14 protein-coding genes are annotated in these 17,794 nt (G+C 72.6%); 4 read left to right on the forward strand and 10 right to left on the reverse strand.

The window, feature by feature from the left end; genetic code table 11:
• Positions 1-2: 2 nt before the first annotated feature.
• The gene (locus IG62_RS0128085; protein ID WP_030809160.1) at positions 3-1,331 is read right to left on the reverse strand and encodes a streptophobe family protein; all 1,329 of its coding nucleotides are present in this window, start codon (positions 1,329-1,331) and stop codon (positions 3-5) included.
• A 510-nt stretch (positions 1,332-1,841) separates the two neighbouring features.
• On the opposite strand from IG62_RS0128085, the gene IG62_RS42415 reads away from it, so the two are divergent.
• Together IG62_RS42415 and IG62_RS0128095 are read left to right on the forward strand one after the other, a co-directional pair.
• On the forward strand, positions 1,842-2,906 hold the full coding sequence (locus IG62_RS42415) for a DUF6777 domain-containing protein (RefSeq protein ID WP_063755405.1): 1,065 nt from the start codon (positions 1,842-1,844) through the stop codon (positions 2,904-2,906).
• 177 nt (positions 2,907-3,083) lie between these two features.
• On the forward strand, positions 3,084-4,265 hold the full coding sequence (locus tag IG62_RS0128095) for a L,D-transpeptidase family protein (RefSeq protein ID WP_234326782.1): 1,182 nt from the start codon (positions 3,084-3,086) through the stop codon (positions 4,263-4,265).
• A 70-nt stretch (positions 4,266-4,335) separates the two neighbouring features.
• Here IG62_RS0128095 and IG62_RS0128100 read toward each other — a convergent pair whose 3' ends face one another.
• The 7 genes from IG62_RS0128100 to IG62_RS0128130 form a co-directional block, all read right to left on the reverse strand.
• Positions 4,336-5,394 carry an aldo/keto reductase gene (locus IG62_RS0128100; RefSeq protein WP_030809168.1) on the reverse strand — a complete coding sequence of 353 codons (1,059 nt, stop codon included), beginning with the start codon at positions 5,392-5,394 and terminating at the stop codon, positions 4,336-4,338.
• Positions 5,395-5,566: 172 nt separating this feature from the next.
• Complete coding sequence (locus tag IG62_RS0128105; RefSeq protein ID WP_030809171.1) at positions 5,567-7,624, reverse strand: phosphocholine-specific phospholipase C; 2,058 nt, start codon at positions 7,622-7,624, stop codon at positions 5,567-5,569.
• Between the two features lie 878 nt (positions 7,625-8,502).
• Positions 8,503-9,003 carry an ATP-binding protein gene (locus IG62_RS42420; protein WP_030809174.1) on the reverse strand — a complete coding sequence of 167 codons (501 nt, stop codon included), beginning with the start codon at positions 9,001-9,003 and terminating at the stop codon, positions 8,503-8,505.
• Between the two features lie 177 nt (positions 9,004-9,180).
• Complete coding sequence (locus IG62_RS0128115; RefSeq protein WP_030809177.1) at positions 9,181-11,298, reverse strand: xanthine dehydrogenase family protein molybdopterin-binding subunit; 2,118 nt, start codon at positions 11,296-11,298, stop codon at positions 9,181-9,183.
• Between the two features lie 55 nt (positions 11,299-11,353).
• Positions 11,354-12,349, reverse strand: coding sequence for an FAD binding domain-containing protein (locus IG62_RS0128120; RefSeq protein ID WP_030809180.1), 996 nt, complete (start codon positions 12,347-12,349; stop codon positions 11,354-11,356).
• The gene (locus IG62_RS0128125; protein ID WP_324604653.1) at positions 12,346-13,011 is read right to left on the reverse strand and encodes a (2Fe-2S)-binding protein; all 666 of its coding nucleotides are present in this window, start codon (positions 13,009-13,011) and stop codon (positions 12,346-12,348) included. The genes IG62_RS0128120 and IG62_RS0128125 overlap by 4 nt, the downstream gene beginning before the upstream one ends.
• 271 nt (positions 13,012-13,282) lie before the next feature.
• Positions 13,283-13,669: a hypothetical protein gene (locus tag IG62_RS0128130; protein WP_030809184.1), complete on the reverse strand. Its 387-nt coding sequence runs from the start codon at positions 13,667-13,669 to the stop codon at positions 13,283-13,285.
• A gap of 270 nt (positions 13,670-13,939) precedes the next feature.
• Between IG62_RS0128130 and IG62_RS0128135 the strand changes: the two genes are divergently transcribed.
• The gene (locus IG62_RS0128135) at positions 13,940-14,758 is read left to right on the forward strand and encodes a lipase family protein (RefSeq protein WP_030809187.1); all 819 of its coding nucleotides are present in this window, start codon (positions 13,940-13,942) and stop codon (positions 14,756-14,758) included.
• A gap of 160 nt (positions 14,759-14,918) precedes the next feature.
• Here IG62_RS0128135 and IG62_RS0128140 read toward each other — a convergent pair whose 3' ends face one another.
• The gene (locus IG62_RS0128140) at positions 14,919-15,557 is read right to left on the reverse strand and encodes an isochorismatase family protein (RefSeq protein ID WP_078872293.1); all 639 of its coding nucleotides are present in this window, start codon (positions 15,555-15,557) and stop codon (positions 14,919-14,921) included.
• A gap of 338 nt (positions 15,558-15,895) precedes the next feature.
• Between IG62_RS0128140 and IG62_RS0128145 the strand changes: the two genes are divergently transcribed.
• Positions 15,896-17,095, forward strand: a complete 1,200-nt coding sequence (locus IG62_RS0128145) for a serine hydrolase domain-containing protein (protein ID WP_030809192.1) — start codon at positions 15,896-15,898, stop codon at positions 17,093-17,095.
• A 54-nt stretch (positions 17,096-17,149) separates the two neighbouring features.
• On the opposite strand, the gene IG62_RS0128150 is transcribed toward IG62_RS0128145, so the two are convergent.
• Complete coding sequence (locus IG62_RS0128150) at positions 17,150-17,713, reverse strand: MarR family winged helix-turn-helix transcriptional regulator (RefSeq protein ID WP_030809195.1); 564 nt, start codon at positions 17,711-17,713, stop codon at positions 17,150-17,152.
• Positions 17,714-17,794 lie beyond the last annotated feature (81 nt).

A 17,794-nucleotide genomic window follows, 5' to 3' on the forward strand; every position in this document is an offset into this window, starting at 1 on the left:
CCTTAGCGGCCCGGAGGGCGGTGGCCCGGGCCGTCGTTCCGTACCTCGCCGCGGTGCCGTACCCCCCGGGCCAGGAGGCTGCCGAGGAAGCCGGTGACCAGTCCCCAGGCGGCGCCCACGCCCACCAGCCGGAGGAGCTGGGGCTGCAGGGTGACCTTGCCGCCCAGATTGCCGCCGAGGTCGCCGATGCCGATCAGGGAGAGCCCGTAGTGGGCGTAGACCCGGGTGAGCATGCCGACGACGAACAGGGTCAGCGCGAGGGCCACCGCCAGGTCCACGGCGTGCCGCCAGGCCGGCCGCCGGGCCGGGGAGCGGACCGCGGCCAGGAACGCGGCGGTCAGCAGGACCACCGCCGCGATCACCGGCAGCCACCAGGCGCGGCCGTCCTGTTCGGCGAGCGACCCGAGGTCGAGGGTGCCCTGCTCATGGGTGCGCAGCACCCGGTCCAGGGCGTGCGGCAGGGGCAGTCCGATGGCTTTGTCGACATGGCCCGTCCAGCCGCCGCCGGTCCCGATGCCCAGCGCCATCCAGGCGAGGTTGGGCAGCCCGAGGAAGACCACCGCGAGGGTGTTCGTGGGGTGGTCGCCGGTGATCAGCTCGATGACGGCGATGACCAGCGCGATCGCCGCGTAGACCAGCATGGTCAGCACCATGGCGAAGGCCGGCGGCCGGAGCGAGTCCTGGTAATGCAGCAGCCGGGAGGAGAGCGGGGCGCGGCGGGCGACCAGGAAGGTCAGCGCGAGCACCGCCAGCACCCACAGCAGCCCGAAGCCCAGCGTCGCGCCCAGGTCGGGGCGGAAGCCGACGGTGGGGGTGGTGCCCAGTTCGGCGCCGATTTCGTCGGCGAGGTCGTTGCCCACCGAGATCCGGAAGCTGTGCCGGGCGGCGAGCGCGATCAGCAGGAGCAGGACCAGCCAGCACACGGCCGTACGGGCGACCCGGGCGAGCAGTTCCGCCGTGCCGGCCACCGCCCGGTGGCGCAGCGGCAGCAGGAAGACGGAGGCGGTCACCAGCGCACCGGCCAGCGTGACCGAGAGCGGCACGACGTCGAGCGCGGCGTCCGCCTGGACGATGATCCCGGCGTCACCGGTCAGGCCGATCGAGCCGCCGGCGGCGACCACGACGGCGGCCGCCACGACGGAGGGGAACGCCCCGCCCGGCAGGCCCGTGGCGCCGGCCGCCCACAGGCCGATCGCGGCGACCACGATCATGGTCAGGAATCCGGCCGCGGCCGCCCCGAGGGCCTGCCCCCAGGCCCGGAGGGCGGCCGGTACGCCGCCGGGAGGGACCGGTCCGGGACCGGCCGGGGCGGGGCCTCGGATCTGGCTCACGCGCTGCCTCCTCGCCTTCCCCGGCATTCAGTCATTGCGACAACTGCCGCAATTACCTCATCAGTCGAACGCGCCCGCCACCGAAGGCACGCCCCCTGCCGTACGTGCGCGCCCCGTCGCGTACGCGTCCTGGCCACGTGCGCGCCCTCGTCGCCCCGCTTGCGGACGGCGCCGACCTGAGGCAGACAATTACCTATAAGGGGAACAAACAGCACCGCATCCGTGTAGCCGGATGGCCCTGTGCCGGAAGAGGGACCCGTGACATCTCCACCGCCGCCCGACAGCCACCCCACGGGGCCGCCCACCGGTCCCCTCTCGGGCCGGCCCTCCGGCCCCTCGCGCGAGCCGACGCAGGTGGGCTCCGGGCCCGGGCTGCCCCAGCCGCAACCCGGCAGACCGGAAGGGCCGAGGCCCCCGGGCGGCCGGGGCAGGGGCGGCGGGGGTGGGGGCTGGGGCGGCGGAGCCGGGGGCGGCGGCCCCTGGTGGCGCTCCGCACCCAAGGTCGCCATCGTGGCCGCGGCCGTCGTCGCGGCGGTGATCCTGACCATCGTCCTCACCCGGCCGGGCGGCGGCTCCGCCTCGGCCGAGGTGTTCGCCGAACCGGCCGCCTCGACCGGCCCGAACCCGGTCACCAAGTCCACGGCGAACGAGTCCAGCGCGGCCCCGTCGGTCCGCCCCGTGAAGCCCTCCCAGGGCACCAACAGCCAGATCCCCGGCTCGATGCCGGGCCTCTACGGCGGCACCGAGCACACCGCGAGCTGCAACGTCGAGAAGCAGATCACGTACCTGGAGAGCCAGCCGGCGAAGCGCCAGGCGTTCGCCGGGGCGCTGGACAAGGCGCCCGGTGACATCCCGTCGTACCTGCGGTCGATGACGCCGGTACAGCTGGGCTACGACACCCGGGTCACCAACCACGGCTACAAGGACGGCAAGGCGTACCCCTTCCAGTCGGTCCTGCAGGCCGGCACCGCCGTCCTCGTCGACAGCTACGGGGTACCGCGGGTGCGCTGCAAGTGCGGCAACCCGCTGACCGGGCCGGAGGCCCTGGCGAAGGGCGCCAGGACGACCGGTCAGACCTGGCCCGGCTACCAGCCCACCAACGCGGTCGTCGTCACGCCCGCCCCTTCCGAGGTCCAGGAATTCACCCTGCGCAACCCGAAGACCGGCCAGTGGTTCAAGCGCCCCAAGGGTGAGACCGGCGCGGCCGCGGACCACCCGTCGGCCCCGCCGAAGGAGACGCCCAGCGGTCCCCCGTCCTCGATGCGCCCGTCCGGACCGCCCGCACCGGGCGAGACCGTACCGGGCTCCCCGACGACGGAACCCGGCACGCCACCCTCCGGTGGTTCGTCTCCGCCGGAGAGCAGTACCGGCGGCTCCAGTTCCGAGGGCGGGACGACGCCCGAGACACCGAGCGTCCCCAGTGAGGGCACGACCGGCGGTGAGTCGTCCACGGGCGGTGAAACCCCTGGCGGGTCCACACCGGGCGGCTCCACACCGGGCGGTTCCACCCCCGGTGGCGGATCGTCGGGCAACGAGTCCCACCCGAGCGGGGAGACCCCGGCCCCGGCCAGTTGACGCCCCGGCGCACACCGCTCGATATCGAACCGTGTCCTGAAATTCCGGCGCGGCGGACAACCTCCACAGCGGACACACCCTCTGCATAGGCGGCGGGTGCATGGGCAGCCTTGACGGTTCCCCCCTTACCAGGGCCGGGCCCCGCCACTGTCAGCGTTCTGCTTTGGAGGGACCCCCGTGCACCCCGCACTCCGCCGCCACCCCGCCCGGTTGATACCCGTCCTCGCCGCGGCGGCCGGTCTGCTGACCGCGTGCGGCGGTGGCGGTGCCGGATCGACGAAGGCCGACGAGCCGCCGGCCAAGGTGAGCGTCACGCCGGCCGCGGGCAGCAAGGCGGCCAAGCTCGGCTCGGCGATATCCGTGCGGGCCGCCGGCGGCAAGCTGACCTCGGTCGACGTCAAGGACGACAAGGGCGGCACGGTCGACGGCCGGCTGTCCGGTGACGGCACGTCATGGACCTCCAACGGCAAGGTCAAGCCGGCGACCACCTACACCGTCCGGACCCGGACGACCTCCGACCAGGGCCGGAAGGCCGCGGCCAGCTCGACCTTCACCACCGAGAAGGCCGACAGGATCAACAAGCTCACCAACACCCCGGGCGGTGGCCAGACCGTCGGCACCGGAATGCCGATATCGATCCTCTTCGACCACCCGATAGCCAAGGACCGGCGCGCCGAGATCGAGAAGGCGCTGAAGGTCACCACCCAGCCGAAGGTCACCGGCGCCTGGGGCTGGGTCAAGGACTACTCCGGCAAGGACCGCATCGACTGGCGTCCCAAGGACTACTGGCCGAGCGGCACGAAGGTCTCGGTGAAGGGCGCGCTGTCCGGCGTCAACTCGGGCGACGCGGGCGGCTGGTTCGCCCGCGACTACAACTTCGGCTTCACCATAGGCGCCGACCACAAGGCCGTCATCGACGTACCGGCGCACCGCCTGACGATGTACGAGAACGGCAAGGACGTCGGCAGCATCACCGGCTCCGCGGGCTCCCCGCAGGACCCGACCCGCGGCGGCGTGCACACCGTCCGCAGCAAGAACGCCGCCGAGACCATGGACTCCGCCACCATCGGCCACGGCGACGAGTGGATGCTCGACTCGCAGTGGGTCACCCACCTCACCGCGTCCGGCACCTTCCTGCACTCCGCCCCCTGGAACAAGTCCCTCGGCGTGGTCAACAACAGCCACGGCTGCTTCGGCATGACCACCTCGGACGCCAAGAAGGTCTACGACTTCCTGACCATCGGCTCCACGGTCGAGGTGAAGGGCACCTCCAACCCCAACAAGACCGACGTCGGCAACGGCCTGGAGGTCTGGCAGGAGAGCTGGCAGCAGTGGCAGCAGCGGAGCGCCCTGAAGTAGCCACCGGGAAAAGCGCGCCTTCCGGCACCGGTACGGGCACCGGCACCGTCCGGGCCGGAAGGCGCGACGGTCAGCGGATCCCGTCGGCCGTACGGCGGTAGGTCGAGCGCCGGTCCTCGATGTCGGGCCAGCGGTCGCCGTAGACGGTGTCGAGGATGCCCGGCTCCCGGAGGAAGTCGTGCGGGAAGCCCAGCGGCACCGCGCTCACCCGGTCGAGCCGGGCCGTGGCGTCCGCGTCCAGCTCGACGTCGACGCTGGCGAGGTTGTCGGCGAGCTGGCTCTCCTTGGTGGCGCCGATGATCGGGACGATGTTGCCGGGCCGGCTGCGCAGCCAGGCCAGCGCCACCTGCGCCGGGCTCCAGCCGCCCTCCTCGGCGATCTCCAGCACCGTGCCGATGGTCTCGTCCGCGTTGTGGTCGCGGGCGACCTCGGAATCGACGGTGGTGAGCCGGCCTTGTTCGCCGCGGCGGTACTTGCCGGTGAGCTTGCCGGCCGCCAGCGGCGCCCAGGCGAGGACCGCCAGGTCGAAGGCGCGGGCCTGCGGCAGGAGTTCCCGCTCCGGGGTCCGCTCCAGCAGGTTGTAGCGCAGCTGCGAGCCGGCGAAGGCGGTCCAGCCGCGCAGTTCGGCGAGGGTGTTGGCCTGGGCGATCTCCCAGGCCGCCCAGTCGGAGACGCCGATGTAGAGCACCTTGCCCGCCCGCACCACGTCGTCGAGCGCCCGCATGACCTCCTCGACCGGGGTGAAGTTGTCCCGGGCGTGCACCCACAGCACGTCGAGGTGGTCGGTCCGCAGCCGCGCGAGGCTGGCCTCGACCGAACGGATCAGGTTCTTGCGGTGGTTGCCCGCCGCGTTCACGTCGCCCTTGCGCGTGACACAGGTGTATTTGCTCGCCAGGACGAAGGCGTCCCGGCGGCCCTCCAGAAGTTCCCCCAGCATCCGCTCGGAGGAGCCCCCGGTGTAGTTGTTGGCGGTGTCGAGGAAGTTGCCGCCCGCGTCGGCGTAGGCGTCCAGGATCCGGGCGCTGGTCTCCTTGGGGGTGCCCCAGCCCCATTCCTCGCCGAACGTCATCGTGCCCAGGCTCAGCTCGCTCACCCGCAAGCCGGTCCTGCCGAACAGTGTGTAGCGCACGTGGTTCCCTTCGGTCCGCGCTGGCCGGTCGTGGTCGCCACGCTAGGAGCTGGAGTGCGCTTGAGGGCAAGTCATCGGCGTGTGGGGGTGCGCGTGTCACCGGGCGTCGCCCCGGTGGGCGGTGCCGTGCCGGGGCGCCCGCGTGTGCGGCGGGCGCCCCGGCCGGTCCCGGTCAGCCGGTGATGATGGCCGGGTCGCTGACGCCGACCTGGCCGTTCTCGACGTGGCCGGCGAACCGGCGCAGGAAGGTCTTGTCGGTGTCGGAGGTGACCGACAGGTCGTACCAGCGCTTGCTCGCCCGCAGGTCGATCTCCTGCTTGACGGTGGCGCCGGCGCGGACCGGGTAGGTCTGGGCGGCACCGCCGTAGGCGTTGGTGACCGTGAGGTGGGCGTCGGTGGTGCCCGGGTTGGTCAGCGTGAGGACCAGGCGCCCGGTGGTCGCGTCATGACGGGCGGTCACCTCGGGGCCCTTCTTCTTCCCGTCGCCCTTGAAGGTGCGCAGGAAGCCGTTCGGCCCGAAGACGGACAGGTCGTAGACGCCCTTGGAGTAGGCGGTGTTCCACGTGTCGGAGATCTTCTTGCCGGCCTCCGTGGTGTACGTCCAGGGGCCGTCGGTGCGGTTGCCCGCGGTGACGGTGAAGCAGGCACCGGCACGGGCGCCGGCGCTGAAGGTGAGCGTGAAGCGCCCGGTGGACGCGGTCCCGGCGCCGTCGACCAGGGGTGCGTACGGCAGCGGGCGGGACGGCCGGGAGCCGGGCTCCTGCTTGGGCAGCACGGGGTTGGCCGGCGGCTTGGGGACGTAGCTGTCGTGCCGGTCCTTGTCCGGCGGCTGGTAGCCGTCGGTGTCCGGCAGCGCGGCCGGCTTGGTGTTCTCCAGGGAGAAGTCGAAGGCCGAGGTCAGGTCGCCGCAGATGGCCCGCCGCCAGGGCGAGATGTTGGGCTCGTGCACCCCGAAGCGGCGCTCCAGGAACCGGATGATGGAGGTGTGGTCGAACGTCTCGGAGCAGACGTAACCACCGGTGCTCCAGGGGGAGACGACGAGCATCGGCACGCGCTGGCCGAGGCCGTAGGGGCCCGCGGAGTAGGAGGCGTTGCCGCCGAAGTAGTCGAGCTTGGTGTCCACGGTGGACAGGCCCTGATCGGCGGAGGCCGGCGGGTAGGGCGGGATGACGTGGTCGAAGTACCCGTCGTTCTCGTCGTACGTGATGAACAGGGCGGTCTTGCTCCACACCTCGGGGTTGGAGGTGAGCGCGTCCAGGACCTGGGAGACGTACCAGGCGCCGTAGTTGGCGGGCCAGTTGGGGTGCTCGGAGAACGCCTCGGGCGCGGCGATCCAGGAGACCTGGGGCAGCTTGCCGGCCTTGACGTCGGCCTTGAGCTGGTCGAAGTAGCCGTCGCCCTGCTTGGCGTTGGTGCCGGTGCGGGCCTTGTCGTAGAGCGGGTCGCCGGGCTTGGCGTCGCGGTACTGGTTGAAGAAGAGCAGCGAGTTGTCGCCGAAGGTGCCGCGGTAGGCGTCCTCGATCCAGCCCCACTTGCCGTTGGCGTCCAGGCCGTCGCCGATGTCCTGGTAGACCTTCCAGGAGACCCCGGCCTTCTCCAGCCGCTCCGGGTACGTCGTCCAGCTGTAGCCGGCCTCCTCGTTGCCCAGGACCGGGCCGCCACCGGAGCCGTCGTTGCCGACGTGGCCGGAGAACATGTAGTAGCGGTTGGGGTCGGTGGCCCCGATGATCGAGCAGTGGTACGCGTCGCAGATGGTGAACGCGTCGGCCAGCGCGTAGTGGAACGGGATGTCCTTGCGCGTCAGATAGGCCATCGTGCCGGTGCCCTTGGCGGGGATCCAGCTGTCGTACTTACCGTTGTTCCAGGCCTTGTGGCCGCCGGCCCAGTCGTGGTTGAGGCCCTCGATGAACTGCATGCCGAGGTTGTCGGCGTCGGGGTGGTACGGCAGGACGTCCTTGCCGCCGTCCGGCTGGTGCCACACGGACTTGCCGCTCTCCAGGATGACCGGACGCGGGTCACCGAAGCCGCGTACGCCCTTCAGCGAGCCGAAGTAGTGGTCGAAGGAACGGTTCTCCTGCATGAGCACCACGACGTGCTCGATGTCCTTGATGGAACCGGAGCTACGGGTGGCGGGGATGGCGGCGGCGCGGGCGATGCTGCTGGACAGCGCCGAGACGCCCGCGGTGGCACCGGCGATCTGGAGGAATCGCCGCCGATTGAGTTCAGGCATGAGTCTGGGGACCTCGCGATATGGGGGGAATGCTGGTGAGTTGGGGCGGTGCTGTTCGGTTGTGTGAGGTGCTGTGCGATGACAGCGTCAGCAGAGTGTTCCAAGAGGAACGAGCGTCAGGGAAGGGGGGGTGTCAGATGTGTGTCGGATCGCCGTACGGGCAGCGAACTCCCTGGTCGGAGCGGTAGGGAGAGACGGGCGTGCAAACCGCTCGGTGACCGGGGCCGGCGGCCGCCCGGTTCGTACCGGAATCCGGGCTGTCCGGAGCGGGAGGCGGACGGCGCACGGAACGGCCTGCGGGACGGCGCGCGGGACGGGACGAGGGCGCGGCAGGGCGCGGGGCCTCCGTAGGGCTGCCGCCGCGGGGCGGTCGGAGCGGGCGCTCAGGACGGCGGGCGCTCAGGACGGCGGGCAGGCGGGAACGGCCCCGGCGACGGCAGGGCCCGGGTCCGGACGTGGCCGGAATCCGGACCTACTCTGCACGACGGAGGCGGGGGCGCCGCTCGGCGGCGGAAGGACGGCGAAGGGCGGCGGAAGGGCGGCGGAAGGTGCCGGGGAGGCGGCCGACGCGGACCGGTACCGGCGCGGTCCGGGTCGGGCCGGTCAGCGGGCGGGCGCACGGGGACGCCGGCGGGCCGCCCTGCTGGGGCCGGCCGGAGAGGCAGCGGGAACGGGCCGCCCAAGAGCGGGGCCGTCGCGCGCGGTTGGGGCTCCGGGCCGTTGCCGTGCCGCGCTCGGCACCGCGACGGACGGCCGGCCTCCGGCTCAACTGCCGTTGCGGGGGCGGCTGTCGGCCGGTGGGCGAGGCGTGCCGGGACGCGCCGTGGCGGACGCCCCGCCGGATTCGGTGACCGTGGCCCCGCCCTGTCGCGGACGTATCAGGCGAGGCGGGCGGGCTCGGCGAGCGGCTCGACCGGCACGGCCGGCGGAACCACCGGCTGCCCCTTCTCGTCGGGCACGCTGCGCAGCGGGGCGCGGCCGGCCAGCGGCGTCCTGCGGGTCGCCTCGACGCGCCGGGTGAACCAGATGACCTTGCCGTCGGGGGTGCCGCAGGTGCCCCAGCTGTCGCTGAGCGCGGCGACCCGGGAGAGCCCGCCACCGGCGGCGCTCAGCAGCTTCGGCAGCCGCGGGCCCTCGTCGGCGACGGAGGTCGTCAGATTGCGGCCGGACCAGCGGAGTTCGACGACGCAGCGGGCCTCCGGGCCGATGTGGCGATGGACGTTGGTCAGGAGTTCCGCCACTCCCCGGCATACGGGCGGGATATGGAGCTCGAGGTCCCAATACCTCAGGTGCGCGGCAAGAATCCGCTGGATCTGCGGCACGCGCTCCGCCGAAGCATGCAGTTCGACCGTGTAGTGCCGGTCGCTGGGAAGTCTCATGTCGTGGCTCCTCACCGCGAGAGGCTCACGTCCTTCACCTCGTTGGACCAACGAACCCCGAACACGAAGAGTGAGCATCTGGTACGTATGGGTCATCTGTCATGCTGACCCGGCCACCCGGGGCCCGCAACAGCTCATGGCCGCCGGGGCCCCCGGCGCTCACCTGATACGGCCCTCTCACAAGTGGGGCAGCACCTTGTCGGGGGTGAGCGGAATGTCGCGCAGCCTTACTCCAGTCGCGTGCCACACCGCGTTGGTGACGGCCGCCGCTGTGCCCACGATGCCGATCTCGCCGATGCCCTTGCTGCCCATGGGGTTGAGGTGCGGATCCTCCTCCTCGACCCAGTACGCCTCGATCCGCGGCGCGTCGGCGCAGGCCGGTACGTGGTAGCCGGCCAGATCGCACCCGGCGAAGCCGCCGAACTCCGGGTCCACCTCGCTGTCCTCCGTGAGCGCCATGCCCAGGCCCATGGTCATGCCGCCGATGAACTGGGAGCGCGCGGTGCGGGGGTTGAGGATGCGGCCGGCCGCGAACACTCCCATCAGGCGGCGCACCCGGATCTCCCCGGTGACCGTGTCGACCTGCACCTCGGCGAAGGTGGCGCCGAACGAGTGCCGGGCGTACGGGGACCGCTCGGAGGTCTCCTGGCGGGTGTCGGCGGCGACCGTGAGCCCGTCGGCCGGGAGCGGCCCGACATGGTCCCGCAGCCGCGCCCGCAGCGCCGTGCACGCCTTGTGGACCACCCAGCCCCACGAGCCGATGCCGGCCGAGCCGCCGGCCAGCATCGCGGGCGGCAGATCACTGTTGCCGATCTCGATGCGGACCCGGTCCTCCGGGGCCATCAGCGCACCGGCGGCGATCTGTGCGAGGACGGTGCGGGCGCCGGTGCCGATGTCGGTGGCGTTCACCCGGATCCGGAAGGTGCCGTCGCGGTCGGCGTGCGCCTCGGCGGCGGAAGCGGCGATCAGAACGGGGTAGGTGGACGCGGCGACACCGGTGCCGAGCAGCAGATCGCCCTCGCGGCGCACGCCGGGCCGCGGATCGCGCGGCAGCCAGCGGAACCGCTCGGCGCCGTCGCGCAGCGCGCCCACCAGGTGCCGGCTGCTGAAGGCCCGGTCACTGTCCGGCTCGGTGTCCGGTTCGTTGCGCATCCGCAGTTCGATCGGGTCCATGCCCAGTTGGACGGCGAGTTCGTCCATGGCGGACTCCAGGGCGTACATGCCGGGGCACTCGCCCGGGGCGCGCATCCACGAGGGGGTCGGTACGTCGAGCGGGACGACGCGGTGCACGGTGCGGCTGTTCGGCGAGGCGTACATGACGCGGGCGGGCACCGCGGCCTGCTCGACGAACTCCGTGACGGTGGAGGTGTGGGTGGCAATCTCGTGGGACAGCGCGGTGATCACGCCGTCGTTGCCGGCGCCCAGGCGGACCCGCTGGATCGTCGGGGCGCGGTGGCCGACGACCGCGGGCATCTCCCGGCGCGGCACCGAGACCTTGACCGGCCGCCCGGTGTGGCGCGCGGCCATCACGGCCAGGACGACCTGCGGGCGCGGCGTTCCCTTGGAGCCGAAGCCGCCGCCGACGTGTTCGGAGACGACGGTGATCTCGCTCGTGTCGAGCTTGAAGAGGGCGGCCAGGTCCTCACACACCTTGGTGGCCCCCTGGCTGGAGTCGTGGACCGTCAGATGGCCCTCGCTCCAGTGGGCGGTCGAGGCGTGCGGCTCCATCGGGTGGTTGTGCAGCGGGGGCACGTGGTAGGTCGCGTCCACGGTGACCGGCGCGGCGGCGAACGCCCCCTCGAAGTCGCCGCGTTCCCGCGTCCCCGGGTACCCGCCGTTGACCTTCTCCGGCTCGTACATCCGCGGGTGGTCGGCCCGCAGCAGGACGTCGGCGTCGTCGTCGGTCTCGTACGTCACCCGGACGGCCTCGGCGGCCGCCCGCGCCGTTTCGATCGTGTCGGCGACCGCGAGGGCCACGTACCAGCCGCGGTGCGGCACCCGGTCCTCCTGGAGCAGCGACAGCGTGGGGTCCTCGGCGGCGGCCAGCCGGGGGGCGTTCTCGTGGGTCAGCACCGTGATCACACCCGGCAGCGCGAGCGCCTCCGCGGTGTCCACGGCGGCGACCCGGCCGCGTGGGATGCCCGCGGCGACCGGCCAGCCGTAGGCGCAGTTCGGCGGGGTGTGTTCGGCCGCGTAACGGGCGGCACCGGTGACTTTCTCCCGGCCCTCCCGCCGGACGAGCGGTTCGCCCAGGGGGTACGGGGGTGGGCCGAGCGGGAAGGTGCGGGGGCTCATGGCGGGTCCTTGGGTGCTCCTGGAGACCCTGGTGGGTCCGTGGGGTGGGTGGAGGTCAGCTGTGGGCGGGTGGGGCCGCCAGTTCGGTCAGGACGGCGACGGCGAGGTTGCGGGCCAGCGGGACCTTGAATCCGTTGTCGCGCAGCGGCTCGGCGGCCGCGAGTTCGGCCTCGGCGGCGCGGGCGAAGGTGTCCTCGGTGGCGGGGGCGTCCCGCAGCACCTCTTCGGCCGTGCGGGCCCGCCACGGCCGGTGCGCGAGCCCGCCGAACGCCAGCGCGGCACGCCGTACGACACCGTCCCGGACGTCCAGCACGGCGGCGACGGAGGCGAGCGCGAAGGCGAACGACGCGCGGTCGCGGGCCTTGCGGTAGCGGGACCGCGCCCCGCGGTCCGCGGGCGGCAGCTGCACGGCGGTGATCAGTTCGCCGGGCCGGATCACGGTGTCCTGCTCGGGGTGGTCGCCGGGCAGCCGGTGGAACTCGGTCACCGGCACGCTCCGGTCGCCGTCCGGGCCGTGCAGGTGGACGGTCGCGTCAAGTGCGGCCAGCGCCACCGCCATATCGGAGGGCTGGGTGGCGACGCAGTGCGGGGAGTGGCCCAGTACGGCGAGGTCGCGGTGGACGCCCTCACGGGCCGGACAGCCGGTCCCCGGCTCACGCTTGTTGCAGGGCTTGGAGACGTCCTGGAAATACAGGCAGCGGGTGCGCTGCAGCAGATTGCCCCCGGTGGTCGCGGTGTTGCGCAGCTGGCCCGAGGCGCCGGACAGCACCGCCTGCGACAGCACCGGGTAGCGCTCGCGCACGGGGGTCGCCGCGGCCAGGGCGCTGTTGCTGACCATCGCCCCGATGCGGAGCCCGCCGTCGGGCAGTTCCTCGATGTGGTCCAGCGGCAGCCGGGTGACGTCGATGAGCAGACCGGGCCGCTCCACGCCCAGTTTCATCAGGTCGACGAGGTTGGTGCCCCCGCCGAGGAAGCGGGCTCCTGGTTGGCCTTCGGCGGCCCGTACGGCCTCCTCGACGCTGGTCGCCCGCACGTATCCGAACGGCTTCATGACGCCACCCCCTGGTCGGTGGACACGTCATGGACCGCCTCGACGATCCGGGGGTACGCCCCGCAGCGGCACAGGTTGCCGCTCATCCGCTCGCGGATCTCCTCGACGGTCAGCTGCACCGGCCCACCCTGGGGTGCGTCGGCGGGGGTGACATGGGACGGAAAGCCGTCCGCCGCCTCCTGGAGCACTCCCACGGCCGAGCAGATCTGGCCCGGGGTGCAGTAGCCGCACTGCAGCGCGTCCCGCTCCACGAACGCCTCCTGGAGCGGATGCAGCCGCTCCCCGTCCGCCAGCCCCTCGATGGTGGTGATGTGCCGTCCGTCCTGGGCCACCGCCAGCATCAGACAGCTGTTGGCGCGCCGGCCCTCGACGAGCACCGTGCAGGCGCCGCACTGACCGTGGTCGCAGCCCTTCTTGGCCCCGGTGAGACCGAGGTGCTCTCGCAGCACGTCCAGGACCGTGGTCCGGTGATCCAGGGTCAGCTCGTACGCCGTTCCGTTGACGTGCAGAACCAGCGCTGAACTCTGCTCGGCCGCCGCCTCGGCGGGCCGGGCGGGGCGGGCGGTGGCCGTACCTGCATGCGTTCCGGCACCGGTCCCGGAACGCGCGGCGCCCGCCGCCCGCGCCCCTCCGGCGTCCGCCGGTTGATTGGTGGGCTGCACTCGCTTCTGCCTTTCCTCGCTCCGGTTCCCCCTGGCTCCGCTTTCCGCTGGCTCCGGTTGCCCCCTTGCTTCGGTTGCCTCCTGGCCTGCGTACTCGTGGCGTTCTGCTTCGGCGTTCTCCTTGGCGTTCTGCTGTGGCGTATTCCGTGGCGTTTGTTTTCCCCGCCGCCCACCCCCCTTCGGGGGGGCGGGTGAGGACGGCCGGTCGCCCCGTCGAAGGGGCCGGTCGCCTCCCCGGGCTTACAGGCGCCGCCCTGGTCCGGTGGCCGTGCTAGCGGGACTCCAGGCGGAGTTCGACCTCCTTCTCCTGGTCACCGGCGGCCATGCCGAGGATGTGCACCCTGAACGCCGGCTCCAGGCCCTTGCACAGCTGGTCAACGGCCCAGTAGCCGCCCTGGAGGCTGACCAGCACCGGCGCCGTCAGCCTCCGGGGCTCGGGCTCGGCCTTGTGCTCGCTCACGTCGACGGTCGAGGTCCACACCGTCGGCCCCGCCCCCGCCATTTCCTCGGGCACGTCGTCGGCGGCCCGGTCGGAGGCGAAGGCGGTCCGCAGGGCGCTGAAGACGGCATGCGCGTCCTGCGTCGCGCAGCTCTCCAGCTCCACCACCACCTCGGCCGATACATGTTCCGCGTGTGACGCCTGTTCCGCGCTGTTCACTGTGGGGCCTTCCTCTGTGGGCCTTCCTCTGGGAGCCGAACGCTTCCAGGCTCGCCCCCCGGCCCGCTCTGTGCGACCCGAGGCTCGAACGAGTGGTTTAAACGGACGCAACGGCGCGGCGCGCCGTCGTGGAGTTACGCTCAGTAATCAGAGTAAGCATTCTGTAATCGCCCACGGCGGCGCCGCGCGCATGCCTCGTTCCCACTGCCCCTCGCCCGTCCGCGAGTCCGGCACCGTCAACCCCCTCGAATCCGATCTCAGGAGCCCCCCTTGACCAGCACCGTCATCGACCAGAAGGCCACCAGCTACAGCGTCCGCCATGCGCTCTCCATGGCGCGCGCCGCCGAGCTCGCGTACAAGGACGAGCCGGCCATCGACAAAACCGCCCGGGAATGGGGCTTCGAGCAGGTGCGCCACCACAACACCACGTTCCGGCCGCCGTTCCCGCTGGAGGACACCCAGGCGTACACCCTCGGCGGCCGCCACATGATCATCACTGCCTTCCGGGGCACCGAGCCGACGAACATGCGCGACTGGCTCTCCGACACGACGACCCCGCCCTGGCCGGGCCCCGGCGGCAAGGGATACATCCACCACGGCTTCGGCGAGGCGCTGGAGTCCGTCTGGCCGCAGGTCCACGCCGCCGTCCACGAGTTCCGGGACAACGGCCAGACGGTCTGGTTCACCGGCCACAGCCTGGGCGGTGCGCTGGCGATGCTGGCCGGCGCCCGGTTGCACTTCGAAGAGCCGTATCTGAGGGCCACCGGCGTCTACACCTTCGGGCAGCCGCGGACCTGCGACCGGCTGCTGACGCGGGAGTTCGACGCGGCCTTCACCGACCGCATGTACCGCTTCGTCAACAACAACGACGTCGTGCCCCAGCTCCCGCCGGAGCCCGCCTTCCACCACGTCTCCGCGCTGCGCTACATCGACTCCACGGGAAAGATCCACTCCACCATGCCGGTGATCACCGGCCTCTTCGACCACGCCAAGGGCTACACCGCCGACCTGCTCGCGCCCACGTCCGACGGCGTCCGGGACCACTTCATGGGGGCCTACATCACCGCACTGGAGAAGAACCAGAACTGACCACGGCGCCACGTGGTCCTGGCGGCCCAGCGCCCGCCCGGTCACCACTCGCGGCCGGTCACCACTCGCGGCCGGCCACCGCTCCCGCCGGGACAGCGTTCCCAGCGGGTCAGGTCACTCGGCGGGACAAGGCGCCCGGCGGGTCAGGGTGCCCGGCGGGTCAGGGCGCTCGGCGGGCGCGGGGCGGTGTGGTGAAGGGGATGTCGGCGGCACGGGCGACGATCTCGACCTCGTCGCCCAGGGCCCATTCGGCCGCACGGGAGGACATCGCGGCCGGGACGACCCCGCTGATGCCCGGGGCCGCGGGGATGTCGTAGGTGGCGTGTGCGTCGTGCGGCAGGACCACGCGGTAGTCGCGGGCCAGGGCCGTACGGGCGGTCGCACTGACGCACATCTCGGAGAGCACCCCGCAGATCGCCAGCCCTCCGACGTCCGCCGCTTCCAGCAGATCGCCCAGTGCCGTGCCCTCGAAGCCGTCGTCCTGGGCCTTGCGGACCACGGTCTCGCGCGGCCCCGGCGCGACGGGCAGGTGGAGTTCCCAGCCGGGCGTGTGCGGTGCGTCGACGGTCCCGGGTTCGCCGTCGTTCTGGAGGTGGACGACGAGGGCCCCGGCAGCGCGGGCCCGGGCCAGCAGGCCACGGCTCCGGTCGAGCACCCGCGCCGCGTCCGGCACCGCGTCCTCGCCCGCGACGAAGGCCGATTGGATGTCGACGAGGATCAGCGCCTCGACGGGCCGGACCGCCGCACCGGCGCCCGCGTCCCCACCCCCACCGTCCTCCACGGTCTCGCCGCCGCGCATGGTGCCGACAACCGCGTCGGCGTCGGCGTCGCGGAGGGTGCTCGCGCCCGTACAAGCCTCGTCGGCAGGGATGGCCTCGTCGGCAGAAGTGGTGGTCATGATGACCATGGTGCGGGTGGGGTGCGCCCCTGCGCGCCTGAGGGGGTGCGATCCGGTCATGACCCGATCTCGCCCGCCGCCCTGACACGCCGTTCTCGGCCGTCCGGGTCCATATGGTTGCCATGGGCATCGAACTGGGCAGATCATCCCGTAGGGACGCCGTTTCGCAGGTACAGGCGTACGTACGCACACCCCTGCGTACGGGATGAGCGCACCGGGCGACGCGAGAAGAGGCAGCCGTGGGACCAGCCACCGTCAACGTCAACGGCCACTGCGCACCGGAGTTCGCGGGCGTGCAGGAGGCCTTCGAGCGGAATTTCCGGCGGCACGGCGAAGTCGGGGCCGCGGTCACGGTGACCCTGGACGGGGAGCCGGTGGTCGACCTGTGGGGCGGCCACAAGGATGCCGACCGGACGCAGGACTGGGAACGCGACACCCTGGTCAACGTCTACTCGACGTCCAAGGGGATGACGGCACTCTGCGCCCATCTGCTCGCCGACCGCGGGGAGCTGGACCTCGATGCGCCGGTCGCCCGCTACTGGCCGGAGTTCGCCCAGGCCGGCAAGGAGGACTTACCCGTGCGCTGGCTGCTCAGCCACCGCTCCGGCCTGATCGCCCCGCGCACGCCGCTGCCGCCCGGGCGCGCCTACGACTGGGACGCGGTCTGTACGGTGCTGGCGGCGACCGAGCCGTGGTGGGAGCCGGGGACCGCCCAGGGCTATCACGCGGTGACCTTCGGCTATCTCGTCGGCGAGGTGGTCCGGCGGGTCACCGGGCAGTCCCTGGGGGCGTTCCTGCGCAGCGAGATCGCGGAGCCGCTGGGGGCCCGGGTGTTCATCGGCACCCCGGACGAGGAGCACGCCTCCTGCGCGGACATGGTCGGGCAGTTGGACGAGGCGCTGCTCGCCGAGCGGCTTCCCGGTGCGCCGAGGCCGCCGTTCCGGTCCCTGGACGACCATCCGATGGCCGTCGTGATGCTCTCCCTGATGTCCATCCCGACCGGCGACGTCAACAGCGCGGCCTATCGCTCGGCGGAGATCCCGGGCGGCAATGCGCACGCCTCCGCGCACGGGCTCGCGACGGTGTACGGCGCGCTGGTGGGCGGGAAGGTGGTCGGTGCCGGGACGCTGGAGGCGATGCGCCGGTCGCAGAGCCGTCCCGGGGAGCCGGATCTGGCCATAGGGCCGCTCGCGCCGCCGGGATTCGAGCTGCGCTGGGGTCTCGGCTACATGCTCAACCACCAGTGCCGGCTGGGGCCCAACCCGAGGGCGTTCGGGCACGGTGGGGCCGGCGGTTCGTACGCCTTCGCGGACCCCGAGAACCGGCTGTCGTACGCGTACACCATGAACAAGTACGGCGGCGGGACGGCGGGCGACGACCCGCGCAACGGCGGTCTGGTCAGGGCGGTGTACCAGGCGCTGGACGGGCGGCGCGGCTGAGCGGGGACGGGGCGCGCAGGGACGTGCGGCACACCGCCCCCGGCGCCCGGTCCGCTAGGGAGCGGCCGGTTCCGGCGGTGGCGCGGGCCGGGGCGGCACCGGTGGGGCGTCCGCGGCGTCGGCGAGGGCGTGTAGCGAGTGGACCAGGCCGGCGCGCTGGCCGGCCGGCAGCCGGGCGACGATCGCGGCGATCTCGGCGTGCCGGTCGGCGAGTACCTGCGCGACGAGTTCCCGGCCCTCGGCGGTCAGTTCCAGTACGACCTCCCGGCGGTTGCCGGGGTTGGCCTTGCGGGTGACGCTGCCGGCCGCCGCGAGCCGGTCGACCATCCGCATCGCGGTGGACGGATTGACCCCCAGCGCGGCGGCCAGGGCGGCGAGCTTGATCGGGCCCTGGCTGTCGAGCACGACCAGGGTGCGCAGCTGGGGCAGGGTGAGCGAGGGCTCGATCCGGGCCAGCGCCCGGGCCGAGATCGCGACCAGCAGCCGGGAAGCGGTCAGCACCGCGGCGATGACCTCCTCGACGTCCTGGTCGAGGTCCTGGTCGCCGTGCTGCGCGCGCTCGTCCCCGGTCGTGGCCGGCCCGACCGGCCGCCTTGCGCGATCTGCCTCGTTCCCCATGGCGCCTTTATACCCGTCCCGGCATCGTGCCTGGTGGCGGGCGGTACCGACGGGCGCGAACGGGCCCGGGCCGCGGTCCGG

The organism is Streptomyces sp. NRRL S-337, assembly GCF_000720175.1.
GTDB lineage: Bacteria > Actinomycetota > Actinomycetes > Streptomycetales > Streptomycetaceae > Streptomyces > Streptomyces siderophoricus.